Here is a 26,519-nt window from a genome sequence, read left to right on the forward strand (position 1 = left end):
GCCGTGCCCGCAGCTCGGACAGGCACCGAGGTGATCGTGATGACAGCACACCACCCCATCGTCGCCGGAGTGGACGGATCGAGAGCGTCCCTGCAGGCCGTGGTCTGGGCAGCTCGCGAGGCGGAACGGTGCCGGCTCCGGTTGTCGCTGGTCACCATCGTGTCGGTCCGCAACACGTTCGGTGTCCCGATCGGCATGCCCGCCGGATTCTTCGAGCAGGAGGGATCCGAGGGACGCGACATGCTCCTCGATGCCGCCCGGATACGCGCGCCGCGCGGTGCCCGAGGATGAGCTCGACATCGAGACCCACCTGTGCACCGATTCTCCGTCGCTCGAACTGGTGGACCGATCGAAGTCGGCGTCGATGGTCGTGGTCGGGGCCGGGGACAACCGGTTCGGCTGGGAGCGATTCGGTTCGGTCAGCCGAGCGGTGGTCACGCGTCCGGTGGTCGTCGGCGTCGACGGTTCGGAGCACAGTGTGCGCGGTGTCCGCCGCGTTCGAGGAGGCCTCGCTGCGCGGCACCGACGTGGTGGCAGCCCACGCGTGGTCCGACCTCGATGTGCGCGGTCCGTTCCGATTCCGGATCGAGTGGGACAGCGTGGAGAACAAGGAGCGGGCACTGTTGTCCGAGAGTCTCGCCGGGCACGGCGAGGAGTTCCCCGACGTGCGGGTGCACCCGGTGGTGGTGCTGGACCAGCCCTCCCACTATCTGGCATCGCACGCTGCCGATGCGCAGTTGCTCGTTCTCGGCCGTCGTGGTCGAGGCGGGTTCCCGAACCTGATGCTGGGATCCACCACATGGGCGCTGCTGTACACGGTGACCTGGCCCGTGATGGTCGTCCCGTAGTGCGCGGCGCCCCTGACGAAGGACGGTTCCCCGCCGGTCATGCCCCGGCGCGCCGGGCGCGGTCGAGCAGGATGCGTTGTTCCGCTCGCGCCACCGTCCGTCTCGTCTGCGCCGCGGCGTCGGGCGCGACCGACACGGAGGTGATGCCGCGCCGCACGAGATGCTCGGCGAGGTCGGTGCTCGTCGACACGGCCTGACCGCACAACGACGTCGTCAGTCCCGCGGCCGAGGCCCGTTCGATGATGTGGTCGATCGCGTCGAGCACCGCGGGGTCGAGGGTGTCGAACAGGTCCTTGCACACCTCCGAGTCCCGGTCCACGCCGAGCATCAACTGCGTGAGGTCGTTGGTTCCGATGGACACGCCGTGGATGCCGAGCTTCGCGTATTCCGGCAACCAGTAGACGACCGACGGGACCTCGGCCATGATCCAGCGCTGCATGCGCTGGTCGGAACCGAGCGGATGCCGGTCGAGTTGGGCGAGGCAGTCCCGCAGCTCCCAGCGGGTGCGCACGAACGGGATCATCAGATGCACGTTCGGGTGTGTGCGCCGAACCCGGTGCAGCACATCGAGATCCAAGGAGAACAGTTCCGGATCCCGGATGTACCGGAAGCACCCGCGGTAACCGATCATCGGGTTCTCTTCGTGGGGTTCGACCTCCCCACCCTCGAGATCGGCGAATTCGTTGCTGCGCAAGTCGATCGCACGGTATACGACCGGACGCGGGGCGAATGCCGCCGCGATCCGCGCCAGGCCACCCGCCATCTTCTCCACGTACTCGTCGCGGCGCCCCTGCGCGATCATGTGCGAAGGGTGTTCGCCCGCGAGTGCTTCGGTGATCATGAACTCGGCACGGAGCAGACCGACGCCGTCGACATCGGTCGCGGCGACCGACTCCGCGGCATCCGGAGTCGCGAGATTGACGTAGACCGCTGTGGCCGTAACGGTTTCGGCGGCTACGGCCGACGCCGCAGACGCGGATACCGTCGCGACGGGCCGTTCCGCCGTGTGGACTGCGCCGTCGAACACCACACCGGCGTTGCCGTCGACGGTGATCAGTTGCCCGTCCTTCAGATCCTTGGTGGCGGTACGTGCACCGACCACGACGGGCTTGCCGAGTTCGCGTCCGACGATGGCCGCGTGGCAGGTGATACCACCACCGTCGGTGACGATGCCGCCGGCGCGGCGCAGAATCGGCAACCAGTCGGGTCTGGTCATCGGCGCCACGATGATCTCGCCGTCGCTCAGCTTCTTCCCGTCGACCAGTTCGTGGAGCACCCGCACTCGGCCGGTCGCCGTCCCGGGGCCGGCACCGAGACCGGCCAGCAACGCTCGTGCCTCGCCGTTTCCGGACGGGGCGGGCGCCGCCGGTTGATCGAGCGTGGTGATCGGGCGGGTCTGCACGATCCACAATTCGTCGTCCGCGAACGCGAACTCGAGGTCCTGGGGGCGCCCGTAGTGCTCTTCGACTCCGGCGGCCAGGCGCGCGACGCGCACGAGCTGATCGTCGTCGAGCACTCGGGTGCGGCGCGTGGGATCGACGGCGACGCGACTGTCCCCGCTGTCGGTGGAGGTGATGCGGAACTCCTGATGACCGAGACGCACGTCGAGCACCTCGAGGCCGTCCTTCGCGACGACATAGGTGTCGGGTTCGACCTGCCCGCCGACGACGACCTCTCCGAGACCGAGAGCTGCCTCGATGACGATGCGATCGAGTTCGCCCGTGCGCGGGTCGGCCGTGAAGGCCACGCCCGACAATTCGGACTTCACCATCACCTGGACCACCACCGCGATGGACGGCTCGTCGGTCACCCCGCGCAACCCTCGGTAGGTGCGGGCGCGTTCGGACCACAACGAGGCCCAGCACGCCTGCACCGCGCGGATCACCGCGTCCGGACCGATGACGTTCGTGTACGACTCGTGGATCCCGGCGAACGATGTGTCGGAGGCGTCCTCCGCGGGAGCCGACGACCGCACTGCAACCGGCGCGTCGGGACCGAGGCTCTCGTAGGCGGAGACGATCGCCGCGCGCATCCCGGCCGGGACGCTCGAACCCGTCACCAGGGCGGCGAGTTCCGCGGAGGTACGGATGAGGGTGGCGTCGTCGATATCGGGGTCGGGCACGGCCTCGGCGGCCAGCCGGGATCGGATGCCGGCTGCGTCCATCGCGTCGAGATAGGCGGCGGTGGTGACGGCGAACGCCGGCGGTACCGGAAAGCCTGCGCGGGTGAGCTCTCCGAGGTTCGCGGACTTGCCACCGACGGTCGGCGCGTCGGCGGCGCCCACCTCCGCGATCGGTCGGACCCACAGTTCGTGTTCGGTCATCGACGACTCCCCACACTCCCCGCCCGCGTCGACCTTCCGGGCCGGATCGGATACTCGGTCTTCCCATCGTCGCCCCGGCCCGATCGATACCGTAGGGGCAAAGGTCATCATTCCGGGACGGGGACGACCGTGGCCGATCCTCCGCGCACACCTGATCCGCGGGAGCGGAAACGGTTGATCCTGACCGCGATAGCGCGTCCGACGCTCACCGCCTTCGTGCTGGTCAGCGTTTACTTCGTGATTCCGGTCGAGCATGTCCGCAGCACGTCCGAGGTCCTGACCCTCGTCGGTGGTGGCACTGCGGTCCTGATGGTCGGCTGGTGGCAGATCCGCAGGATTCTCGCGTCCGAGTACCCGGCGGTCCAGGCCGTCGAGGCACTCACCACGATCGTGTCCGCCTATCTCGTGGTCTTCGCAACCCTTTACCTCCGCATGTCCGTGGCGCATCCGGACAACTTCACCGAACCACTGTCCCGCGTCGATGCCCTGTACTTCTGTCTGACGGTCTTCTCCACGGTGGGATTCGGGGACATCTCCGCTGTAACCGAGACCGCGCGAGCCGTCGTGTCGGTGCAGATGATCGCAAATCTGATCTTCCTCGCTCTCGGGATCCGATTGCTCACGGCCGCCGTGCAGTGGCGTCGTCGCAATCGCGGGGACGAGGAGTGACCGATCACGGGATCGACCTACGCGATTCGGCGTCCGGGTATTCCCCAACCGCCGCGCGGGGTGATCCTTGAAAGGATTCGACGTCCACTGGCAGATGTCGGAGGTCCGAGATGCTGAATGGGGAACCGTCGTCGACAGCGTCATGTGGACCGCGAAAGCGCCTCGGAGTTCGCAAATCGGACAACAATTCTCACTTCGGTGGGAAATCGGGCGTCCGGACTTGGCGATATGGCCCGGTGTCGCGTATTAGTTGTGTCGCGTCATAAATCTGTGATGGGGTCATGGTTTGACGCACATGTCGACGGGGCAGCGGGGGGCCTCGTCGCGAACTGCCCGGGGTACCGGGCGGAGGAAACGTGCTGATGCGTCCACCCATGTCGCCCGCCGATTCGATGTTCCTTCTCGGGGAGTCCCGTGATCATCCGATGCATGTGGGCGGACTGATCCTTCTGAGTCCCCAGGACGGTACGAGCGCCGCGGATCTCGGGGCACTGTTCACCGCCGCCACACAGAACGGTGAGGTCGCCCCGCTGTGGCGTAAGCGCGCGGTCCGCTCCCTGGGCACCTTCGGCCAGTGGGCGTGGGAAGAGGACTCGGAATTGGACCTGAGCTACCACGTACGACGCAACGCGTTGCCGCAGCCCGGCGGGCTCGACGAACTGTGGGATCTCGTCTCCCGGCTGCACAGCACGCTGCTCGACCGGAGCCGGCCGTTGTGGCAGATGCATGTCATCGAGGGTCTCGCGGACGGCCGGCTCGCCGTTTACACGAAGATCCACCATGCCCTCGCCGACGGCGTGGGCGCGATGAAGTTGCTGCGCCGCGCCCTGAGTCCGGACTCCGAGCAGACCGACATGCCGGCACCGTGGTCGCTCTTCGACGCGCCGAGCCGCTCCCACTCGTCCGGGACCGCGCCAGATCTTCCCGAAGCCGCGATGCAGGCGGTGCGGACGGCGACGTCCGAGGTCACCGGTTTCGTGCCCGCGCTGGCCGGCACCGTGAACAGGGCGCTGCGCGGCGGTGGCGGATCGCTGTCGCTCGCCGCGCCGAACACCATGATCAACGTGCCGATCTCGGGGACGCGCCGGTTTGCCGCGCGCTCGTGGACGCTGACCCGCCTGCGTGCTGTGTCGAGAGCGGCCGACGCGACCGTCAACGATGTCGTGCTGGCCATGTCGTCGGGAGCACTGCGCGCCTTCCTGAGCGAGCAGGGGGCGTTGCCCGACAAGTCGCTCGTGGCCATGGTCCCGATGTGCCTGCGACCCGACAAAGATTGCGCCGGAAACGAACTCGGTGTCCTGATGGCTGATATGGGTACGGATCTCGCCGATCCGGCCGACCGGCTGGCCCGGGTGTCGGCATCGACGACGCAGGGCAAGGCCTCTATGCAGGGGATGTCCTCCCTGTCCCGGTTGGCGGCCAGTGCACTCGGCGTCGCGCCTCTGGCGGTGGGGATCCTCACCCGCAATCGTGCACTCCCGCGACCGCCCTTCAACGTCATCGTCTCGAACGTGCCGGGAGCTCCGGATCCGTTGTACTGGAACGGCGCTCGCGTGGATGCGGTGTATCCACTGTCCGTGCCGGTCGACGGTCAGGCACTGAACATCACGTGCACGAGCACCGACGACGCGATCGCTTTCGGCCTGACCTCGTGCAGTCGCAGCCTGCCGCAGCTGCAGCCTCTGCTCGACCACTTCCATACCGCCCTCGGAGAGCTGGAGGACGCGTTCGACATCGTGCCGGTCGCCGACGAGACATCCGTCCGTGCGGGCTGACACCACGGAATAACGGCAGCACGCCGGTGCCCGAGTCGGACATCTGCCCCAGGAATCGCCGTTCCCGTGGGAGAAGGCGCTCTGCCGGAGCACTATCGACCGATAGCGGTGTATCGCCGGGACGCACCGACGCCCCGCACCGGAACTCATGTCCCACTCCTCGCGGAGAGTAGGTCCGAATGCAGCAACTGACGCCGTTCTACGAGAAGGTCCAGACCCACTACGACCTGTCCGACGACTTCTTCGAACTGTTCCTCGACCCCACGCGCACGTACAGTTGCGCCTACTTCGAATGCGACGACATGAACCTCGAGGAAGCTCGGATCGCGAAAGTCGATCTTGCTCTCCGTAAGTGCGATCTCCGGCCCGGGATGACGCTGCTGGATATCGGTTGCGGTTGGGGCTCGACGATGATGCGGGCGGCGGAGCGATACGACGTGCACGTCATCGGTCTGACGTTGAGCCGCAACCAGTACGAACACGTGTCCGGTCTGCTCTCGGGCATGGCCTCCGGAGGCCGTACCGCGGAAGTGCGTCTACAAGGCTGGGAGGAGTTCGACGAGCCGGTGGACCGCATCGTCAGCATCGGAGCGTTCGAGCATTTCCGCCGACAGCGGTACGAAACCTTCTTCGACCGCGCCTCTCGCATCCTGCCCGACGACGGCAGGATGCTGCTGCACACCATCGTGGGCCATTCCCGCGCCCAGTTCGAGGCGATGAAGGTGCCGGTCACCCGCGAGGACGCACTGTTCCTGCGGTTCATCATGAGGGAAATCTTCCCCGGAGGACAGCTCCCCGACCGGGATCTGGTCATCACCGGCGCACAACGCAACAGCTTCTGGGTGCAGAACATCGAGTCCCTGCAACCTCATTACGCTCGCACGCTCGACCTGTGGGCGCGAGCCCTCGAGGCGCGGCGCAACGACGCGGTGCGGATGGCCTCCGAGGAGGTCTACCAGCGATACATCAGGTACCTCACCGGGTGCGCCGCGAACTTCCGACGTCGCCTCATCGACGTCCAGCAGTTCACCCTCGTGAAGCAGCAGCACCGCTGAGGCTCGGTCCCGAGCGGACCGACGGCAGAACGAAACCGGGGAGCCTGCACGCCGATCCGCTGCCCGGGTGGACAACGGACCGGCGAGGGACAGATCATTGCGGGCCGCGGCGCTTCTGCTGCAGCTTGGCGAGCATCTCCTTGGCCTTGCGCTGATTCTCCGGCTTGGCCGCTTCGCGTCGGACGACCTGGATCGCCTTGACCACGGCGGCGCTCTTCATAGCCTTGCCGAACATTCCCATCGAGCACTCCTCCGCAGTGGCGTCACAACCTGTACCTCCACGATACGGATCCGCGGAAGGAACCACCCGTGCGCGTGATTCAGTTCGCCGCGTCGGTGATGCGACTGTTCGGCAGCTTCCAGCCCGGCCGCGGGAAGTGGCAGGTGTACCCGTTCGGGTAGTGCTGGAGATAGTCCTGGTGCTCGGGTTCGGCCTCCCAGAAGGTGCTCGCGGGAGTCACCTCGGTGACCACCGTGCCGGGCCACAGACCCGACGCCTCGACGTCGGCGATGGTGTCCACCGCGACCTGCTTCTGCTCGTCGTCGAGGTAGAAGATCGCAGAACGGTAGGACGCCCCGACGTCGTTGCCCTGCCGGTTCAGGGTGGTCGGATCGTGGATCTGGAAGAAGAACTCGAGCAGCGCCCGGTAGTCGGTCCGTGCGGGGTCGTAGACGATCTCGACGGACTCCGCGTGCCCCGGATGGTTGCGGTAGGTAGGGTGATCGTTCTGCCCACCGGTGTAGCCGACCCGCGTCGACACCACCCCGGGCTGTCTCCGGATCAGCTCCTCCATACCCCAGAAGCATCCGCCTGCCAGAATCGCGTTGCGTGTATCGGTCATTACGCCTCCTCGGGAGGTGGAACCGATACGACGGTCGCGACATTCCCTGCCCGCGCCCGCTCGTGGTCAGAGCACGAACACCGCCGCCCGTTCGGCGAGGTCGAGGACGGGTTGCGGCAGGATGCCGAGCAGCACCGTCGCCACCGCCGCGAACGCGATCGCCGCGCTCGTCGCCACGGTCGAGGTCGCGAGCCGCGGGGCGTCGTCGGTCGGGTCGGTGAAGAACATCAGCACGATCACCCGCACGTAGAAGTAGGCGGCGACCGCACTGACCAGCACACCGACGATCACGAGCGGAGCCGCACCGCCCTCGATCGCCGCACCGAAGACCGCGAACTTCGCGATGAACCCGCTGGTGAGCGGAATGCCCGCCAGCGACAGCAGGAACAGCGCGAACGCCCCGCCGAGCAACGGTGAGCGCCGCCCGACACCGGCCCAGCGCGACAGCTCCCACGTCTCGCCTTCCGGGTCGCGCACAAGCGTCACCACGGCGAACACACCGACCGTCCCGATCCCGTAGACGAGCAGATAGAACAACGTCGACGACACCCCGGACGCGGTGCCGGCCACGACACCGGTGAGCACGAATCCGGTATGGCTGATCGCCGAGTACGCGAGCATGCGCTTGATGTCGTTCTGCGTCACCGCCAGAACCGCACCGACGATCATCGTCGCGATCGCGACGGCCCACAGGATCGGACGCCACTGGTCGGCGGAACCGGGAACCGCGACGTAGAGCACTCGCAGCAGTGCGCCGAATGCGGCGATCTTCGTCGCGGCGGCCATGAACGCCGTCACGGGCGTCGGCGCGCCCTGATAGACGTCCGGCGTCCACGAATGGAAGGGCACCGCTCCGATCTTGAAGAGCAACCCGACGGCCAGCAGACCCACCCCGACGAGCGCGGTGGTCTCGCTGCCCGCGCCGGTGTCGATGGCCAGGGCGATCCCGCCGAGGTGGACGGTCCCGGCGTAGCCGTAGAGCATCGCCACGCCGTACAGGAAGAACGCCGACGAGAACGCGCCCAGCAGGAAGTACTTCAGTGCTGCTTCCTGGGAGAGCAACCGCCGGCGCCGCGCCAGACCGCACAGCAGGTACAGCGGCAGCGACAGCACCTCGAGCGCGACGAACATCGTCAGCAGGTCGTTCGAGGCCGGGAACACGAGCATCCCGCCCACCGCGAACAGCAGGAGCGGGAAGACCTCGGTCCGTGCGCCGCCCGCCGCGAGCGCCTGCCGTTCGGCCGCGGTACCCGGAATCGCCGACGCCTGGGGCGCGAATGCGTCGAGATGCGCACCGGCCGCGGCGCGGGAAACCGATTGCGCGCGAACCTGTTCGATACTCCGTTCCGCGACGAGCGCAACCGACAGCACCGCCACGATCAGGACCGATCCCTGCAGGAACAGCGCCGGTCCGTCGATCACGACCGCCCCCGACAGGGTGGTCGCACCGGTTCCCGCGAGCATCACCACGGCGACGAACGCCGCCACGAGCGCACCCGTCGTCAGGAGCACGTGGGCGAGGTAGCGTGCCGAGGCCGGCGCGAACGACTCGATCAGCACACCGACGACGGCGGCGGCGAAGACGATGAGGATCGGTGCGATCAGTCCGTAGTCGATCGCCGGGGCGGGAATTGATGCGGCTAGAACGACGATGCCCTCGGAGGGGTTCATTCGGCTTCACCTTCCTCGGAACCGTGCGCGGGAACACCACTCTCGGCGACGGGTCGCTCGGCGGGCACCACCGGTTCGGGCCGGGAGATGTCGATCGAGACGAGCGTGTCGTCGACCGCCGGGGTGATGACATCGAGCGCGGGTTTCGGATAGATCCCCAGAACGAGCAGCAACGCGATCAGCGGCGCGACCACCGCGACCTCACGAGGCACGAGATCGGAGAGCCTGCGGGCGTGTTCGGCACCGCCGTTCCCGTCGTCACCGTCGTCCCCACCGGGCAGGCGCACGGGTCCGCCCATCATGCGCTGGTAGAGCCACAGCACGTAGAGCGCGGACAGCACGAGCGCGAGTGTCGCGATCACCGCAGCCACCTGGTAGCGCGGATAGGTGCCGACGAAGACGAGGAACTCGCTGACGAACGGCGCGAGCCCGGGCAGGGACAGGGTCGCCAGTCCGGCGACGAGGAAGGTTCCGGCGAGGACCGGAGCGACCTTCTGCACCCCGCCATAGGCGGCGATGGTGCGGTCTCCGCGCCGCGAGACGAGGAAACCGGCAATGAGGAACAGTGCGGCCGTGGAGATCCCGTGGTTGACCATGTACAGCGTCGAGCCGGCCTGCCCCTGCGAGGTCAGCGCGAAGATGCCGAGGACGATGAACCCGAAGTGCGAGATGGAGGTGTAGGCGATCAGGCGCATCACGTCGGTCTGACCGATCGCGAGCACCGCGCCGTAGACGATGCCGATGACGGCGAGAGTCACCACGACCGGCGCGAAGGTCACCGAGGCGTCGGGGAAGAGCTGCAGGCAGTAGCGCAGCATGCCGAAGGTGCCGACTTTGTCGACCACTGCCATCATGAGCACCGCCGCGACCGGCGTGGTCCGCACCGCCGCGTCGGGTAGCCACCCGTGCAGCGGCCACAGTGGAGCCTTCACCGCGAAGGCGACGAGGAAACCGAAACACAGTGCGGCGAGCACGGCGGGGGTTGCGTCGAGATCACCGGCGACGGCGGCGGCGGTGACGGTCCGGACGTCGAAGGTGCCCACTCCCGCGGTCTCCCCCAGCCCGGATCGGGCGGTGACCACGTACAGGCCGATCAACGCGGCGAGCATCACCAGTCCGCCGAGCAGGTTGTACAGCAGGAACTTCACGGCGGCTCGTGCCCGGTCGGCACGCGGTGTCCCCGGCGACCCGAACCCGCCTATGAGGAAGTACATCGGGACGAGCATCACCTCGAAGAAGACGTAGAACAGCAGGATGTCGAGGGCGGTGAACGACACGAGCACCATCGACTCGACGAGCAGGATCAGCGCCACATAGGTGTGCGCGGAGCGTGGGCGGGCCGCGCCGGCGTCCTCGTCGGCGGCGCGGTGATCGTGCCATCCGGCGGCCAGGAGCAACGGCACGAGCGCGGCGGTCAACAGGACCAGCACCAGGGCGATGCCGTCGACGCCGAGCCGGTAGCCGGCGCCGAACGAGGGGATCCAGTCGTGCGATTCGACGAACTGGAAACGCTCTCCCGCGCGGTCGAATCCGACGGCAACGATCACCGCGACCACCAGAACGGCGATCGACACCGTCAGGGCGATCGACCGGGTGGCGGAACCGAGGCGTGCGGGCAGGGCCGCGATCGCGGCGGCGCCGAGCAGCGGGAGCACCCACAGGATCGTCAACCAGGGAACGGTGGTCACCAGTACACCCCCATCACAGCGTCATCAGGACGAGCGCGCCGACCACGACGGTCGCGCCGGCGAACATGTACAACGCGTACGAACGGACGAAGCCGGTCTGCAGCCGGCGCAGTCCGCGCGAGAGCGCACCGATCCCGGTGGCGGCACCGGTGACCGAGCCGTCGATGCCGGTGGATTCCACGCCGTCCAGGGCGCGCACCAGACCCTGACCGGGACGCATGAACACCGCTTCGTTCACGGCGTCGCCGTAGAGGTCGCGACGCGCGGCGACGGTCAGCGCCGACACCGCTTCGGGTGCCGTCGCCGGGACCGGTGCGCGCACGTACTGCCGGTAGGCGACGGCGACACCGGCGAGCACGACCGCCAGCGTGACGGTGGTGACGAGCCAGACGGGCAAACCACCTTCGTGATGGTCGTAGCCGACGACGGGTTCGAGCCAGTGCTGCAACGAGCCACCGAACACCAGCAGACCGCCGGCACCGACCGAGCCCATGGCGAGAGCGATCATCGGCCAGGTCATCGAGGCCGGCGACTCGTGCGGGACGGCGTCGGGCGCCCATCGCCGGTCGCCGAAGAAGGTCAGGATCATCACGCGGGTCATGTAGAAGGCGGTCAGTCCCGCACCGAGCAGCGCGACGACACCGAGCACGAGGCCTTCGACACCGCCGGCGGCGAAGGCCACCTCGATGATCTTGTCCTTGGAGAAGAACCCGGCGAACGGCGGGATGCCGATGATCGCGAGGTAGCCCAGCCCGAAGGTGGCGAAGGTGATCGGCATGACCGCGCGCAGTCCGCCGTAGCGGCGCATGTCGGTCTCGTCGTTCATCGCGTGCATCACCGAGCCGGCGCCGAGGAACAGTCCGGCCTTGAAGAAGCCGTGGGTGAGCAGGTGCAGGATCGCGAAGGCGTACCCGGCGGGGCCGAGACCGGCGGCGAGCACCATATAGCCGATCTGGCTCATCGTCGATGCCGCGAGCGCCTTCTTGATGTCGTCCTTGGCGCAGCCGATGATCGCGCCGAAGAGCAGCGTCGCGGCGCCGACGATCACCACCGCGAGTCGTGCGGACGGTGCGGCGTCGAAGATCGCGTTCGCGCGGACCACGAGGTAGACACCGGCGGTGACCATGGTCGCGGCGTGGATGAGTGCGGAGACGGGGGTGGGGCCCTCCATGGCGTCGCCGAGCCACGACTGCAGCGGCAGCTGAGCGGATTTCGCGCACGCGGCCAGGAGCAGACACAGGCCGATCGCCGTCACCGTGCCTTCGGTCGCGGCGGGGACCGAGGCGAAGACCGTGTCGTAGTCGAGGCTGCCGAAGGTCGCGAACATGATCATGAGAGCGATGAGCAACCCCATGTCGCCGACGCGGTTGACGACGAACGCCTTCTTCGCGGCGGTCGCGGCGGTGGGCTTGTACTGCCAGAAGCCGATGAGCAGGTAGGAGGCGAGACCGACGCCCTCCCACCCGAGGTACAGGACGAGGAAGTTGTCGGCGAGGACGAGCACCAGCATCGCCGCGAGGAACAGGTTGAGATAGGCGAAGAACTTCCGGCGTTCCGGATCGTGCGCCATGTAGCCGATCGAGTAGAGGTGGATCAGCGAGCCCACGCCGGTGATGAGCAGTACGAAGCAGATCGACAGCGCGTCGAGCCGCAGTCCGAGATCGACCTGCAGTTCTCCGACCGGCACCCAGGTGAACACGGTCTGCTGCGCGAGCCTCTCGCTCGCGTCGAGTCCGAGCAGTCCGGCGAACATAACGGCGCCGACGACGAACGAGGCGATCGCCGTGGCGCACCCGAGCAGATGTCCCCAGCGGTCGCTGCGACGCCCGAGGAGCAGCAGAACGAACGCGCCGGCCAGGGGCAGTGCCGGTATCGTCCACAGCGCCGAGTTCAGGAACGAAGTCATGCCGCGTGTCCTCTCGGTTCGTCGTGGGCTCTCACACTCACCGTCCTCGTGGGGTCGTCAGTACTTGAGCAGGTCGGCGTTGTCGACGGAGGCCGATCGCCTCGTCCGGAAGATGGTCACGATGATCGCGAGGCCGACGACGACCTCGGCGGCCGCGACGACCATCGTGAAGAAGGCGAACACCTGTCCGTGGAGGTTGCCGTGCATCCGCGCGAAGGTGACGAAGGCCAGGTTCGCGGCGTTGAGCATCAACTCGACGCACATGAACACGACGATCGCGTTGCGGCGGAGGAGAACTCCCACCGCGCCGATGGTGAACAGCAGCGCCGACAGGTAGAGGTAGTTCTCGGGGTTCATCGCCGATCCTTCCTCGCGTCGTCGCCGGGTTCGCGCAGGCCGAGTTCGGTGTGGTCCCAGTCGCGCCCGATGCGGCCGAGCAGCTCACCGACAGACAGTTCGGAGAACGATCCGTCCGGGAGCAGGGCCGGGACGTCGGCGGCGTTGTGGCGGGCATAGACACCCGCGGCCGGCAGCGGTGTGACGCGCTCCCCTTCGCGGAACCGGCGTGCGGCGAGTTCGCGTTGGGTCTGCCTCGGCTGCAGACGTTCCCGGTGGGCGAGCACCATCGCACCGACGGTGGCGGTGATGAGCAGCGCTCCGGTGAGTTCGAACGTCCAGACGTAGTCGATGAACAGCAGCACCGCCAGGCCCTCGACGTTGCCGCCGGCGTTGGCCGCGTCGAGTCCCGCGAAGCCGGAGACCGCGGTGTTCCCGATGCCACCGATGAGCATCGCCGCGAAGCCGACCGCCACGACGATCGCGAGAACGCGCTGTCCCTTGATGGTTTCGACGAGGGAGTCGGCGGAGTCGATACCGACGAGCATGAGCACGAACAGGAACAGCATCATCACGGCGCCGGTGTAGACGACGATCTGCACCACACCGAGGAACAACGCATCCTGCGCGATGTAGAAGACGGCGAGCACGATCATCGTCATGGCGAGGAACAGCGCCGAGTACACGGCCTTCGGGGCGACGACGACACCGAGCGCCCCGAGTACCGCGACGGCACCGAGGATCCAGAACTGCACGGCCTCCCCGGTGGAGGTCGTGGTGAGTTCGGCGGCGAGCAGCGCGGTGGTCACCGGTGTTCCTCCCCGTCGGCGGCGGACGCATGTTCCGGGACGGGGATCGTGCCCCGGTAGTAGTCCTCGTCGGTGGCGCCGGGTGCCATGGGATGCGGGGGTGGCTGCATCCCGGGTTCGAGCGGCGCGAGCAGGCGGTCCTTCTCGTAGATCATGTCGGTGCGGTTGTCGGCGGCCATCTCGTACTCGTTCGTCATCGTCAGCGCGCGGGTCGGGCACGCCTCGATGCACAATCCGCAGCCGATGCACCGCAGGTAGTTGATCTGGTAGACGCGCCCGTACCGTTCGCCGGGCGAGTACCGCTCCTCGTCGGTGTTGTCGGCACCCTCGACGTGGATGGCGTCGGCGGGGCAGGCCCACGCGCACAGTTCGCAGCCGATGCACTTCTCGAGTCCGTCCGGATACCGGTTGAGCTGGTGGCGTCCGTGATAGCGGGGGGCGGTGGGTCTCTTCTGTTCCGGATACTGCTCGGTGTTGGGCTTCTTGAACATCGTCGTGAGCGTCACACCGAAACCGGCGAGCGGGCCGCGGAATTCGACCATCACGATCCTCCTGGGAGACGACCCGCCGGGGCGGGCGGACTCGATCGGGTGCTCGACCGAGCAGGTAGTGGCGGCACGGGGAAACCTCCGGCCATGGCGTCGAACTCCTCGTCGACGCCGGCGGGTGGTTCCGTCGCCTGTGCGATGCGCCGGCTCCGCCGCCCCTGCAGGGTGAGGTAGGCGAACAGCAGGGCGGTGGACAGCACCCCGGCGACGATGAGGCTCGCGGTGCCGGGCAGGACGTCGTCGGTGTCGAGGATGCGCAGCGCGGCCACGATCATCACCCACACCACCGAGACGGGGATGAGCAGTTTCCAGCCCAGGGCCATGAACTGGTCGTAGCGCAGTCGCGGCAGGGTGCTGCGCAGCCACACGAAGACGAACAGCACGACCCACACCTTGATCACGAACCACAGCAGCGGCCACCAGCCCGAGTTCGCGCCGCTCCACAGTGTCAGCGGCCACGGCGCGTGCCAGCCACCGAGGAACAGGGTGGTCGCGAGCGCGGAGACGGTGACCATGTTGACGTACTCCGCGAGCATGAACATCGCGAACCGCAGCGACGAGTACTCCGTGTGGAAACCGCCCACGAGTTCGCCCTCGGCCTCGGGCAGGTCGAAGGGGGCGCGGTTGGTCTCCCCCACCATCGACACCGAGTACACCAGGAAGGACGGCAGCAGCAGCACGACGAACCACAGGTCGTTCTGCGCGGCGACGATGCCCGAGGTCGACATCGTGCCCGCCTGCAGGAAGACCGCGGCGAACGCGAGTCCCATCGCGATCTCGTAGGAGATGACCTGCGCGGTCGAGCGGAGACCACCGAGCAGCGGATAGGTCGAACCCGAGGCCCAGCCGGCGAGCACGATCCCGTAGACGCCGACGGAGGTGATCGCCAGGACGTAGAGCACCGCGACGGGAAGATCGGTCAGCTGCAGCGGCGTCCGGTTCCCGAGGATCGACACCTCGGGCCCGAAGGGAATGACCGCGAACGCCATGAACGCCGGGGCCGTCGCGATGATCGGGGCGAGCATGTAGATCGGCTTGTCCACCCCGGTAGGGATGATGCCTTCCTTGAGCGCGAGTTTCAGACCGTCGGCGACGGTCTGGAACAGTCCCTTCGGCCCCACCCGGTCGGGTCCGACCCGCATCTGCATCCAGGCCATGATCTTGCGTTCGGCGAGGATCATCACGAGGGTCGTCAGGACGAGGAACGCGAAGATCGCCACGGCCTTGACGACGACGAGCCACCAGGGGTCGATGCCGAACATCGACAGGTCCACGGGTTGGGCGGTGACGCTCATCGCGGATCCTCCTCGTCCGATCCGGAGCCCGTCGTGGCGGTGGCCCGGATCCGCACCACGTCACCGGCGGTGACACCGAGATCGGCGTGCACCATCGATCCTGGTGAGGCGGTGGGCAGCCAGACGACACGGTCGGGCAGGTCGTCGACCACCAGCGGCAGCGTGATCGAGCCGCGCTCGGTGGAGACGGTGATCGAATGATGGTCGGCGGCGCCGATCTCCGCGGCTGTCGCGGCCGACAGACGGGCGACGGGTTCGTGCGCCGTTCCGGCGAGGTGCGGTTCGTCGTCCTGCAACCGGCCCGCGTCGAGGAGCATCCGCCAGGTGGCGAGGACCGCTTCCCCGAGAACGGGACGTCGCGGGGGTCGCGGGGACACTCCCGGCGATTCGGGAACGGTGCCCGTCCATCGTCCGAGCTCCGCGAGTTCGTGGCGGAGGGTCTCGACGTCGTGGGGGCCGGGATCGTCGAGGCCTCCATCGAGGTCCATCGCGTCGGTGATCGCCGCGAGCACCCGGTGGTCGGGCAGTGCTCCGGTGTCGCGGAGGGCGATCGGGAAGGCACGTTCGCGTCCCTCCCAGTCGAGGAAGCTCCCGGCCTTCTCGACCACCGGCGCGACGGGGAAGACGACGTGGGCGCGGTCGGTCACCGCGCTGCGTCGCACTTCCAGACTCACGACGAAGCCGGCACCGTCGAGACCCGCGAGTGCGGCATCGGGGTCGGGCAGGTCGGCGGGGTCGACGCCGGCGACCACGAGCGCAGCCACATCACCTTCGGCGGCCGCGGCGAGGATGGCGTCGGTGTCGCGGCCCGGCTCCGACGGCAGGGTGTCGGCCGGTAGACCCCACGCCGACTCGATGTCGCGCCGGGCCTGCGGGTCGCCGATCGGGCGACCGCCGGGGAGAAGTGTCGGGAAGGCGCCGGCTTCGAGGGCTCCGCGATCACCGGCGCGGCGCGGGATCCACGCGAGGCGGGCTCCGGTCTCGTCGGCGAGGACGGCGGCGGCGGACAGCGTGCCGGGCGAGGCTGCTGCCCGCTCCCCCACCAGCACGATCGCACCGGGAGCCCGGAGCGCGGCCGCGGCGTCGGCGGATGCGCCGGTGCGGATCGCGTCGAGCGCGCGTGCCTCGTCGCCCGGGACGCACTGTTCGACCCGGCCCGACAGCTTGTGGACACCGCGCGAGGCGAACGGTGCGATCGTGAAGACCTGCAGCCTGTTCCGCCGGACCGCCTTGCGCAGCCGCAGGAAGACGATCGGCGACTCCTCCTCCGGCTCGAATCCGACGAGGAGCACCGCCGGCGCGCGGTCGAGGTCGCGGTAGGTGACGTCGAGGCGCCGCCCGGCGACCCGCGAGGCGAGGAAGTCCGTCTCCTCCCCCGACAGGGCTCGACTGCGGAAGTCGATGTCGTTGGTGCCGAGCGCCGTTCGCGCGAACTTCGCGTACGCGTAGGCGTCCTCGACGGTGAGCCGGCCACCGGTGAGCACCCCGGCCCTACCGCGCGCCGCCGCGAGCCCGCGGGCGGCGACGCCGAGCGCCTCGATCCACGAGGCGGGGACGAGCGCTCCGGTATCGTCGCGGACGAGCGGTGTCGTGAGGCAATCGTCGGCGGTAGCGTAGGTGAACGCCCAGCGTCCCTTGTCGCAGTTCCATTCCTCGTTGACCTCGGGGTCGTCCCCGGCGAGTCGGCGCAGCACGGCACCGCGACGATGGTCGGTGCGCTGGGCGCAGCCGCTCGCGCAGTGTTCGCACACACTCGGCGTGGAGACCAGATCGAACGGGCGGGCGCGAAACCGGTAGGCGGCGCCGGTGAGCGCGCCGACCGGACAGATCTGGACAGTGTTGCCGGAGAAGTACGACTCGAACGGTTCCTCGGTGTAGATACCGACCTGCTGCAGCGCCCCGCGGTCGAGCATGTCGACGAACCGGTCGCCCGCGATCTGGTCGGCGAAGCGGGTGCACCGCGCGCACAGCACGCACCGTTCGCGGTCGAGGAGCACCTGCGAGGAGATCGCGATGGGTTTCGGGTAGGTGCGTTTGGTGTCCTCGAAGCGGGACTCGGCGCGTCCGTTGGACATCGCCTGGTTCTGCAGCGGGCACTCGCCGCCCTTGTCGCATACCGGACAGTCGAGCGGATGGTTGATGAGAAGCAGTTCCATCACGCCGCGCTGGGCCTTGTCGGCCACCGGTGAGGTGAACTGGGTGCGCACGACCATCCCGTCGGTGACCACGGAGGTGCACGAGGCGAGCGGTTTGCGCTGGCCCTCGACCTCGACGAGGCACTGGCGGCACGCACCGACCGGTTCGAGCAGCGGGTGGTCGCAGAACCGCGGGATCTGGACCCCGATCAGTTCGGCGGCGCGGATCACGAGAGTGCCCTTGGGCACGGCGATCTCGGTGTCGTCGATGGTGACGTTCACGAGGTCGGTGGTCTCGGACTTCTCCGCACCGGCACCGGACACTGCGGTCATCGCTCGCCTCCTTCCGCGGGGGCGTCGGCGGCGAGCGTCGACAGGTGCGGGTCGAACGGGCAGCCGCCGTGCTCGAAGTGGGCGACGTATTCGTCGCGGAAGTACTTCAGCGACGACGTGATCGGGCTGGTCGCGCCGTCCCCGAGCGCGCAGAACGCCCGGCCGAGGATGTTGTCGGAGATGTCGAGCAGCTTCTCCAGGTCGGCTTCGGCGCCCCGGCCGTGTTCGAGCCGCTCGAGGATCTGCACGAGCCACCAGGTGCCCTCGCGGCAGGGGGTGCACTTGCCGCACGATTCGTGCGCGTAGAACTCGGTCCAGCGCAGCACCGTGCGGACGACGCAGGTGGTCTCGTCGAAGATCTGCAGGGCCCGGGTCCCGAGCATCGACCCGGCGGCGGCGACGTTCTCGTAGTCCAGGGAGACGTCGAGGTGTTCGTCGGTGAAGATCGGGGTCGACGAACCGCCGGGTGTCCAGAACTTGAGCCGGTGGCCGGCGCGCACACCTCCGGCGTAGCCGAGCAGCTCGCGCAGGGTGATGCCGAGCGGGGCCTCGTACTGGCCGGGGGTGGTGACGTGCCCGGACAGCGAGAACATCGCGAATCCCGGTGATTTCTCGGTGCCCATCGAGCGGTACCAGTCCACACCGTTGCGGATGACGAACGGGACGTTCGCGATGGATTCGACGTTGTTGACGACGGTCGGGCATGCGTACAGGCCGGCGACGGCGGGAAAGGGCGGGCGCAGGCGTGGTTGGCCGCGGCGGCCCTCGAGGGAGTCGAGCAGCGCCGTCTCCTCACCGCAGATGTATGCGCCCGCACCGGCGTGGACGACGAGTTCGAGGTCGTATCCGGAGCCGAGGATGTCGCGTCCGAGATAACCGGCCTCGTAGGCCTCGGCGACCGCCGCGTGCAGGCGCCGCAGCACCGGGACGGCTTCGCCGCGGAGATAGACGAACGCGTGCCGGGCGCGGATCGCGTAGGCGGCGATGATCACGCCTTCGACGAGGGCATGCGGGGTGGCCAGCATGAACGGGATGTCCTTGCAGGTGCCCGGTTCGGATTCGTCGGCGTTGACGACGAGATAGTGCGGCTTGTCGTCGCCCTGCGGGATGAACGACCACTTGGTGCCCGTGGAGAATCCGGCGCCGCCGCGACCGCGGATCCCGGAATCCTTGACTGCGGCGATGACCGCATCCGGGTCCATGCCGAGCGCGATGGGCAGGGCTTCGTATCCACCGTGCCGCCGGTAGGCGTCGAGGGTCCACGCCTGTTCCTCGGCCCAATAACGGGTGAGTACGGGGGTCAGACCTGTCGGTGATTTCGCGACGGCGACGACGGCCTCGTCATTCTCCGGCGGTTCGGGTGCCCGCATGTCGTGCTTGCGGGCGACCTCGAGCCCGGCGAGGGAGGCCGGCCCGGCGGTACCGGCGGCCTCGAGCGCACCGGGCCGGTCGTCGGGGATCCCCGCGAGCAAGCGTGCGGTGTCGCGGAAGCTGCGCAGCGGGGCGCCGCGCGTCGGTGCGGGGGTGCCGCCGGCGAGCAGGTCGTCGACGAGTTCGATCGCGGAGTCGATAGTGCGGTTGTCGAACAGTTCCCAGTCGACGGTCATCACCGGGGCGTAGTCGCACGCCGCGTTGCATTCGATGTGCTCGAGGGTGATCGCGCCGTCGGCGGTGGTCTCGTCGTGCCCGATGCCGAGCCGGGTGCACAGCGCGGAGAAGATCTCGTCGCCGCCCATCGTCGCGCACAACGCGTTCGTGCACACTCCGACGTGGTGGCGGCCGGTCGGCGAGCGGCGGTACATGGTGTAGAAGGTGGAGACGGCGGCGACCTCGGCGCCGGTGAGTCCGAGCCGCCGGGCGCAGAACTCGATGCCGGCCGGCGTGATGTAACCGTCCTCCGCCTGCACGAGGTGCAGCAGCGGCAGCAGCGCTGATCGTGGCTGCGGGTAGCGCGCGATGATCCGGTCGGCGTCGGCGTCGAGGCGCGCGCGCGCGTCGTCGGGATAGCGGCGCGGTGCGTCAGGTGGGGTGAGATAGGTGTCCTCGTCGGGTCGCGGCCCGAGCGGCACGAGGACGGGTTCGCGTCCGGCCGGTTCGGTCATCGGCACGGCGGCGGTCGTCTCGCTCGTGGCCGCGGTGCCGGTGGTCTCCGCGCCCGCAGCCCGCACGAATTCGGTGTTCATCGGTCCACTCCCCCCATCACCGGGTCGATGCTGGCGACGGCAGCGATCACGTCGGAGACCATGCCGCCCTCGCACATCGCCGCGACGGCCTGCAGATTCGTGAACGACGGGTCGCGGTAATGCACGCGGTACGGGCGTGTGCCGCCGTCGCTGACCATGTGGACGCCGAGTTCGCCGCGTGGCGATTCGACGCCGATGTAGACCTGTCCCGCCGGGACACGTATGCCTTCGGTGACGAGCTTGAAGTGGTGGATCAGACCCTCCATCGACTCGCCCATGATGTGCCGGATGTGGTCGGGCGAGTTGCCGAGTCCGTCCGGTCCGAGCTGCAGTTCCGACGGCCAGGCGATCTTGCCGTCCTGGACCATCACCGGTCCGGGGCGGAGCCGGTCGAGGCACTGTTCGACGATCTTCAACGATTCGTGCATCTCCCCGATCCGGACGAGATAGCGCGCGTAGCAGTCGGATCCCTCTGCGGTGACGACGTCGAACTCGTAGGTCTCGTAGCCGCAGTAGGGTTCGGCGCGGCGCAGGTCGTAGGGCAGTCCGGTGGACCGTAGGATCGGTCCGGTGATCCCGAGGGCCATGCAACCGGTGAGGTCGAGGCAGCCGATGTCGCGGGTGCGTGAGATGAAGATGGGGTTGTCGGTGAACAGGGCTTCGAGATCGGCGAGCCGGCCGGGTAGGAGGGCGAGCAGGTCGCGGATCATCGGCACGGCTTCGTCGGGCAAGTCCTGGGACAGTCCGCCGGGCCGGATGTAGGAGTGGTTCATCCGCAGTCCGGTGATCGTCTCGAAGACGTCGAGGATCAGTTCGCGTTCGCGGAAACCGAACAGCATCGGGGTGGTCGCGCCGAGTTCCATGCCACCGGTGGCCAGCGCCACCAGGTGCGAGGAGATGCGGTTGAGTTCCATGAGCATCACCCGCACGACCTGCGCGCGTTCGGGGACGAGATCCTCGATGCCGAGCAGCTTCTCGACGCCGAGGCAGTAGGCCGTCTCGTTGTGGAACGGGGCGAGGTAGTCCATGCGAGTGACGAAGGTGACGCCCTGCGTCCAGTTGCGGAATTCGAGGTTTTTCTCGATTCCGGTGTGCAGATAGCCGATTCCACATCGGGCCTCCGTGACGGTCTCGCCGTCGATCTCGAGGATCAGGCGCAACACTCCGTGGGTGGATGGGTGCTGGGGGCCCATGTTGACGACGATGTGGTCCTCGCCGCTGTCGCGTACGGCAGCGGTGATGCCGTCCCAGTCGCGTCCGACGGCGTCGAAGACGGTCTCGGTCGCGGGTTCGCTCGTCACGTGTACGCCCTCCGTTCGTCGGGTGGCGGGATCCGGGCGCCCTTGTATTCCACCGGGATGCCGCCGAGAGGGTAGTCCTTGCGTTGGGGATGTCCGTGCCAGTCGTCGGGCATCTCGATGCGGGTGAGCGCGGGGTGCCCGTCGAAGACGATTCCGAAGAAGTCGTAGGTCTCGCGCTCGTGCCAGTCGTTCGTCGGGTAGGTGCGGTAGAGCGAGGGGACGTACGGGTCGCTGTCGGGGATCGCGACCTCGAGCCGTATCCGGCGGTTGTGGGTGATCGAGACGAGCGGATACACCGCGTGCAGTTCGCGGCCCGTCTCCTGCGGGTAATGCACCCCGCTGACCCCGAGGCACAGCTCGAAGCGGAGGTCCGCATGGTCGCGCAGGGTGCGGGCCACGAGCGGCAGATGTTCGCGGCGGACGAAGACGGTCAGCTGGTGGCGGTGCGCGACGACCTTCTCGACCGCCTGGGCATAGCCGACGCCGGTGTCGCCGGATCGCTCGTCGAGGACGTCCTCGAGCGTGTCGACGAGGTTGTCGAGGTACCCGCCGTAGGGTCGCTCGGTGCTGCCGGGCAGCGTCACCCGGCGCACGAGGCGGCCGTAGCCGCTGGTGTCACCGGATCCACGCACCCCGAACATGCCGCGTCGGACGGCGATCACCTCGTCGGCGCGGTCGTCGTGGTCGGATCCTGTCCGTTCGAGATCGGTCATCGCGGCGGCACCGTCAGTTCGATGAGGGGACGTTGGGCCAGGGCCGCTTCCTCGGCGGCGCGGATCGCCTCGGCCCGGTTCACACCCAGTGGCATCTGCGCGATCTTCTCGTGCAGCATGAGGATGGCGTGCAGGAGCATCTCGGGCCGGGGCGGGCAGCCCGGAAGGTAGATGTCGACGGGGACGACGTGGTCGACCCCCTGAACGATCGCGTAGTTGTTGAACATGCCGCCCGACGAGGCGCACACGCCCATCGCGAGCACCCACTTCGGTTCGACCATCTGGTCGTAGACGCGGCGCAGGGCGGGAGCCATCTTCTGGCTGACTCGGCCGGCGACGATCATGACGTCGGCCTGTCGCGGGGAGGCCCGGAAGGCCTCCATACCGAAGCGGGCGATGTCGTAGCGGCCACCGGCGGTGGCCATCATCTCGATGGCGCAGCACGCGAGCCCGAAGGACGCCGGCCACAAGGAGCCCTTGCGCGCGAAACCGGCCAGGGTCTCGACGGTGCTGAGCAGAAAACCGCTGGGGACCTTCTCCTCGATGCCCATCGCCCGTCACCTTCCCCGGAATCGGACCGGACGCCCGGTCGTTTGTCGTCCGCTCTCGTAACCCCTTCGCTGGCAGGACATCCCGTCGTACACGCGGGTCGTCAGTCCCATGTCAGGCCTCCTCGTTTCCACTCGTAGGCGTAGGCGACGAAGACGTTGAACATGAACAGCGCCATCGCCGCCAGACCGAAGACGCCGAGCGCGTCGAAATGGACCGCCCACGGGTACAGGAAGACGATCTCGATGTCGAAGATGATGAACAGCATCGCGGTGAGGTAGTACTTCACCGGGAAGCGGCCACCTCCCACCGGCTGGGGTGTGGGGTCGATGCCGCACTCGTACGCATCGAGCTTGGCGCGGTTGTATCGGCTCGGGCCCGCGAGGCTCGCCACCGCGACGGAGAAGACCGCGAAGGCAAGCGCGATGCCACCGAGTACCAGGATCGGTACGTAAGCGTTCATGCGACCTCCGGTTGCTTGCGCGAATCCGGCCGCGGGTCTGCTCGTCGCCCGCGAACCCACCCCCGCCGTGCACCGGGCGGTTCCGTCCCGGCCCAGGGTTGTGAGTCACGGCACACACTAGTGCTGTTCGCGTCGGACTTGTCGCGATTTCACGCCCTCGATTCGGGGCGGCGTGTCGGGCTGCTCGACAACGGGAAGGAGGGTAGATTTTCCGGCCCCACATACGAGTTCGCGGCCGGGCGGTCGCGCGTCGGAAGGGTCAGGAGGGGCGGGAGCGAGGGGTGAGCAGCGCGAGGACCTGCCGGCCGAGCCGAATCGGGTCGACGGGATGACGCAGCGCCACCTCGGCGCCCGACCAGCGGGCGAGCCATTCGTCGTCGGCCCGGGCGATCAACACGATGATCGGCGGGCACGAGTCGAGTTCGTCCTCGAGTTGTTTCGCGAGGCCCATGCCGCCCGCGGGGGCGGCCTCACCGTCGAGCACGGCGAGGGCGATGTCGCCGGCGTGCATGCGTTCGACGACGACCGGCGGTGTCGCGACCTCGACGTAGTCGAGTGGAGGCAGATCCGGGTGCAGCCGGGTACCGAGGGCATCACGAACCTGTTGCCGCACGGTCGCATCGTCGCTGTAGACGAGGATGCGCAGCGAGTCGGTCACGGGCAAGATGCTAACCGAGCACACCCGCCCGTCCGGGGAACCCGCGTGTCGCGGCGGCGCCGCGACGTCGGCGGGCCGGGACGAGCTCAGGATTCGCTACCGAGCGGATGCCACCGCTCGCGGATCTCGGGACGGACGGCCGTCTCCGTCTCGTCGTCGTGGATGATCGAGGCGGGCGCGATCATCAGGTGCGCCAGCACGATGCATGCGCCGGTGAGCATGGCGAATGCGGCACCGATCAGATACGACGCGGTGAACACCGCAGCCAGGAATCCGATCGTGAGCATTCCCGTGAGCGCGATGATCGCGAGAATCCGCCGGTTCGAGCGTGGCATCGAATCGGACCTCTTATCCGTGGATGCAACCATGAGCATCTCCGTTCCTCCCCGGAACGACGCATCCGGTACCCCCGCATCCACTCATCGTTCCCGGTCGACGAATCGTCGGTGATGAGCGAACCCCCGCGGTGGCCGAGTGCGGCTGTCCCCTTTCCCGCCCGGGACGTGAGCGGTTTCGATAACAGAATACTATCAAATGTGACATCCGTCTCGTGATCTGTTTGTGGGACATCACGAAGTTGCGGACGGCCCGGAAATCTGCCGATAACCGTCATCCCATTCAGAAGGTTAGGCTCACCTCTCGAACCGGTCCGATCAGTGAGAGGTATCCATGAAATTTCTGTCCCCGCGCCGCCTCGGGTCACGCGCGGTAGTCGCGCTCGCCGCCTCCGTCGCACTCACCGCCTGCTCGTCCGGCAGTGGCGACAACTCGAACGGTTCTCCGACGGGCGACTTCGAACCCGTCGCGATCGAGCACGCACTGGGCACCGCCGAGATCGACGCGCAGCCCGAAAGGGTCGTCACGCTCGGGATGGGTTCGGCCGAGACGGCGATCGCACTGGGTGTCACCCCAGGGGGGATGGAGGAATATCCCTGGGGCAGCGACGAAACCGGATATCTGCCCTGGATCCACGAGGAACTGACCGAACGCGGCGAGCCGCTGCCCGAGCAGTTCACCGGTGGCGCCGAGGTGGACGTCGAGGCGATCGCCCGACTCGCCCCGGACGTCATCCTCGCGCCGTGGTCGGGCATCACGCAGGAGCAGTACGACCTGCTGTCGGCGATCGCCCCGACCGTCGCCTACCCCGAACTGCCCTGGACGATCACCTGGCAGGACCAGATCGAGACCATCGGCACCGCACTCGGCAGGCACGACGAGTCGCTGGATCTGATCACGGGGATCGACGACACCTTCGAACGCACCGCGGCGGAGCATCCCGAATACGCCGGGGTGACGTTCTCGTATATCTACAACACCGGCCCCAGCACGCTGGGCGTGTTCATGCCCGACGAGCAGCGCGTGGCGATGGTCCGCGGACTCGGGCTGACGGTCGACCCGGTCGCGGAGACGCTCGAGGAGACCGAGGGCACCGACTCGGCGGTCATCGGGCTCGAGAACGCCGGACTGCTGAAGGACTCGGATCTGATCTTCACGTTCTATTCCGACCCGGCGAACCGCGCGGAGATCGAATCGCAGGCCGTCTACCAGCAAATTCCGGCGATCGCGCGCGGCTCGCTCGTCGCGCCGGAGGAACAGCCGTTCGTCACGGGATCGTCGATGATCAATCCGCTCACCGTGCCGTGGTCGATCGACCGCTACGTCCCGCTCGTCGACGAGGCGATCGCGAAGCTCGACCGCTGAGCCGGACGCACCGGTGGTGCGCCCGGCTCTCGGGCGTCACCGCCGGTGCGCGAGCCTGCGGACCATGAGATCACCGATCGACTGCATGATCTGCACCATCACGATGAGGACGACCACCGCGAGCAACAGCACCGGCGTGTTGAACCGCTGGTAGCCGTAGACGATCGCGAAGTCGCCGAGACCGCCACCACCGATGACACCGGCCATGGCCGAATAGCCCACCAGCAGCACGAGGGTGAGGGTGGCACCGGCGATCAGCGGGGACAGTGCTTCGGGCAGCAGCACCTTGCGCACGATCTGCCCGTTGGTGGCCCCCATCGCCTGAGCCGCCTCGACCCGGCCCCGGGGCACCTCCCGCAGAGCGGATTCGACGATCCGGCCGAAGAACGGGATGGCACCGATGGTCAACGGCACGATCGCCGCGGTCGGCCCGATCGCGGTACCCACGATGAAGCGGGTGAACCCGATCAGCGCGATCAGCAGGATGAGGAAGGGCAGCGACCGGAAGAGGTTGACGATCACGCCGAGGACGGTGTTGAGCGTCCTGCGCGGCCACAGTCCGGACGGGGACGTCAACTGCAACACGATTCCGACCAGCACACCACCGACGACGGTGAGCACGAAGGACACCGCAACCATGTAGAGCGTCTCGAGGGTGGCTTCCCACACCTCCGGGAAGGCGTCGTACCACTGCAGTTTGTTCATCGCGCCTGCACCG

At 68.0% G+C, this 26,519-nt stretch carries 23 protein-coding genes and 1 pseudogene; 5 read left to right on the forward strand and 19 right to left on the reverse strand.

The genetic code is table 11. The features are described 5' to 3' along the window. The first annotated feature begins 39 nt into the window (after positions 1-39). Positions 40-848: pseudogene (locus RBB84_RS09080) on the forward strand (universal stress protein). Between the two features lie 37 nt (positions 849-885). Here RBB84_RS09080 and ppsA read toward each other — a convergent pair. Further along, positions 886-3,171, reverse strand: coding sequence for a phosphoenolpyruvate synthase (gene ppsA, locus RBB84_RS09085; RefSeq protein ID WP_033097653.1), 2,286 nt, complete (start codon positions 3,169-3,171; stop codon positions 886-888). A 129-nt stretch (positions 3,172-3,300) separates the two neighbouring features. On the opposite strand from ppsA, the gene RBB84_RS09090 reads away from it, so the two are divergent. The 3 genes from RBB84_RS09090 (at position 3,301) to RBB84_RS09100 (ending at position 6,670) form a co-directional block, all read left to right on the forward strand. Then, positions 3,301-3,840 (forward strand): potassium channel family protein, encoded by a 540-nt coding sequence (locus tag RBB84_RS09090; RefSeq protein WP_006554027.1) that lies wholly within the window; start codon positions 3,301-3,303, stop codon positions 3,838-3,840. A gap of 362 nt (positions 3,841-4,202) precedes the next feature. Continuing rightward, on the forward strand, positions 4,203-5,615 hold the full coding sequence (locus RBB84_RS09095) for a wax ester/triacylglycerol synthase family O-acyltransferase (RefSeq protein WP_231911916.1): 1,413 nt from the start codon (positions 4,203-4,205) through the stop codon (positions 5,613-5,615). 179 nt (positions 5,616-5,794) lie between these two features. Next, positions 5,795-6,670 carry a cyclopropane mycolic acid synthase family methyltransferase gene (locus RBB84_RS09100; protein ID WP_033097652.1) on the forward strand — a complete coding sequence of 292 codons (876 nt, stop codon included), beginning with the start codon at positions 5,795-5,797 and terminating at the stop codon, positions 6,668-6,670. A gap of 94 nt (positions 6,671-6,764) precedes the next feature. On the opposite strand, the gene RBB84_RS09105 is transcribed toward RBB84_RS09100, so the two are convergent. The 17 genes from RBB84_RS09105 to RBB84_RS09185 form a co-directional block, all read right to left on the reverse strand. Beyond that, complete coding sequence (locus RBB84_RS09105; protein WP_162648018.1) at positions 6,765-6,905, reverse strand: hypothetical protein; 141 nt, start codon at positions 6,903-6,905, stop codon at positions 6,765-6,767. A gap of 85 nt (positions 6,906-6,990) precedes the next feature. Then, positions 6,991-7,512: a peptide-methionine (S)-S-oxide reductase MsrA gene (gene msrA, locus RBB84_RS09110; RefSeq protein WP_033097651.1), complete on the reverse strand. Its 522-nt coding sequence runs from the start codon at positions 7,510-7,512 to the stop codon at positions 6,991-6,993. 66 nt (positions 7,513-7,578) lie between these two features. After that, complete coding sequence (gene nuoN / locus RBB84_RS09115) at positions 7,579-9,183, reverse strand: NADH-quinone oxidoreductase subunit NuoN (protein WP_006554032.1); 1,605 nt, start codon at positions 9,181-9,183, stop codon at positions 7,579-7,581. Next, positions 9,180-10,871, reverse strand: a complete 1,692-nt coding sequence (locus RBB84_RS09120; protein WP_033097650.1) for an NADH-quinone oxidoreductase subunit M — start codon at positions 10,869-10,871, stop codon at positions 9,180-9,182. The genes nuoN and RBB84_RS09120 overlap by 4 nt, the downstream gene beginning before the upstream one ends. A gap of 13 nt (positions 10,872-10,884) precedes the next feature. Then, positions 10,885-12,777 carry an NADH-quinone oxidoreductase subunit L gene (nuoL, locus tag RBB84_RS09125; protein ID WP_006554034.1) on the reverse strand — a complete coding sequence of 631 codons (1,893 nt, stop codon included), beginning with the start codon at positions 12,775-12,777 and terminating at the stop codon, positions 10,885-10,887. Positions 12,778-12,834: 57 nt separating this feature from the next. Further along, the gene (nuoK, locus tag RBB84_RS09130) at positions 12,835-13,134 is read right to left on the reverse strand and encodes an NADH-quinone oxidoreductase subunit NuoK (RefSeq protein ID WP_006554035.1); all 300 of its coding nucleotides are present in this window, start codon (positions 13,132-13,134) and stop codon (positions 12,835-12,837) included. Further along, a complete protein-coding gene (locus RBB84_RS09135) occupies positions 13,131-13,922 on the reverse strand; it encodes an NADH-quinone oxidoreductase subunit J (RefSeq protein ID WP_033097649.1) in 792 nt (263 codons plus the stop codon). The genes nuoK and RBB84_RS09135 overlap by 4 nt, the downstream gene beginning before the upstream one ends. After that, positions 13,919-14,464, reverse strand: coding sequence for an NADH-quinone oxidoreductase subunit NuoI (nuoI, locus tag RBB84_RS09140; protein ID WP_006554037.1), 546 nt, complete (start codon positions 14,462-14,464; stop codon positions 13,919-13,921). Before nuoI ends, RBB84_RS09135 begins: the two co-directional genes overlap by 4 nt. After that, entirely contained in the window at positions 14,464-15,765 is a 1,302-nt protein-coding gene (gene nuoH / locus RBB84_RS09145) for an NADH-quinone oxidoreductase subunit NuoH (protein WP_006554038.1), read from the reverse strand. The genes nuoI and nuoH overlap by 1 nt, the downstream gene beginning before the upstream one ends. Continuing rightward, complete coding sequence (locus tag RBB84_RS09150; protein WP_052040086.1) at positions 15,762-18,233, reverse strand: NADH-quinone oxidoreductase subunit G; 2,472 nt, start codon at positions 18,231-18,233, stop codon at positions 15,762-15,764. Before RBB84_RS09150 ends, nuoH begins: the two co-directional genes overlap by 4 nt. Then, entirely contained in the window at positions 18,230-20,416 is a 2,187-nt protein-coding gene (gene nuoF, locus RBB84_RS09155; protein ID WP_082920938.1) for an NADH-quinone oxidoreductase subunit NuoF, read from the reverse strand. The genes RBB84_RS09150 and nuoF overlap by 4 nt, the downstream gene beginning before the upstream one ends. Beyond that, entirely contained in the window at positions 20,413-21,717 is a 1,305-nt protein-coding gene (locus RBB84_RS09160) for an NADH-quinone oxidoreductase subunit D (protein WP_006554041.1), read from the reverse strand. Before RBB84_RS09160 ends, nuoF begins: the two co-directional genes overlap by 4 nt. Continuing rightward, positions 21,714-22,430: an NADH-quinone oxidoreductase subunit C gene (locus tag RBB84_RS09165; RefSeq protein ID WP_019289692.1), complete on the reverse strand. Its 717-nt coding sequence runs from the start codon at positions 22,428-22,430 to the stop codon at positions 21,714-21,716. The genes RBB84_RS09160 and RBB84_RS09165 overlap by 4 nt, the downstream gene beginning before the upstream one ends. Then, positions 22,427-22,981, reverse strand: coding sequence for an NADH-quinone oxidoreductase subunit B (locus tag RBB84_RS09170; protein ID WP_006554043.1), 555 nt, complete (start codon positions 22,979-22,981; stop codon positions 22,427-22,429). Before RBB84_RS09170 ends, RBB84_RS09165 begins: the two co-directional genes overlap by 4 nt. A 101-nt stretch (positions 22,982-23,082) precedes the next feature. Then, positions 23,083-23,442, reverse strand: a complete 360-nt coding sequence (locus RBB84_RS09175) for an NADH-quinone oxidoreductase subunit A (protein WP_016935086.1) — start codon at positions 23,440-23,442, stop codon at positions 23,083-23,085. A gap of 259 nt (positions 23,443-23,701) precedes the next feature. Then, positions 23,702-24,106 carry a response regulator transcription factor gene (locus tag RBB84_RS09180; protein WP_080678464.1) on the reverse strand — a complete coding sequence of 135 codons (405 nt, stop codon included), beginning with the start codon at positions 24,104-24,106 and terminating at the stop codon, positions 23,702-23,704. Between the two features lie 80 nt (positions 24,107-24,186). After that, a complete protein-coding gene (locus RBB84_RS09185) occupies positions 24,187-24,435 on the reverse strand; it encodes a hypothetical protein (RefSeq protein ID WP_019289695.1) in 249 nt (82 codons plus the stop codon). Between the two features lie 334 nt (positions 24,436-24,769). Between RBB84_RS09185 and RBB84_RS09190 the strand changes: the two genes are divergently transcribed. Then, the gene (locus tag RBB84_RS09190) at positions 24,770-25,801 is read left to right on the forward strand and encodes an iron-siderophore ABC transporter substrate-binding protein (RefSeq protein ID WP_033097648.1); all 1,032 of its coding nucleotides are present in this window, start codon (positions 24,770-24,772) and stop codon (positions 25,799-25,801) included. Between the two features lie 36 nt (positions 25,802-25,837). On the opposite strand, the gene RBB84_RS09195 is transcribed toward RBB84_RS09190, so the two are convergent. After that, a complete protein-coding gene (locus RBB84_RS09195) occupies positions 25,838-26,506 on the reverse strand; it encodes a methionine ABC transporter permease (RefSeq protein ID WP_006554049.1) in 669 nt (222 codons plus the stop codon). Between the last annotated feature and the right edge of the window lie 13 nt (positions 26,507-26,519).

The sequence above is a fragment of the Rhodococcus sp. D-6 genome (genome assembly GCF_040256695.1).
Lineage (GTDB): Bacteria > Actinomycetota > Actinomycetes > Mycobacteriales > Mycobacteriaceae > Rhodococcus > Rhodococcus pyridinivorans.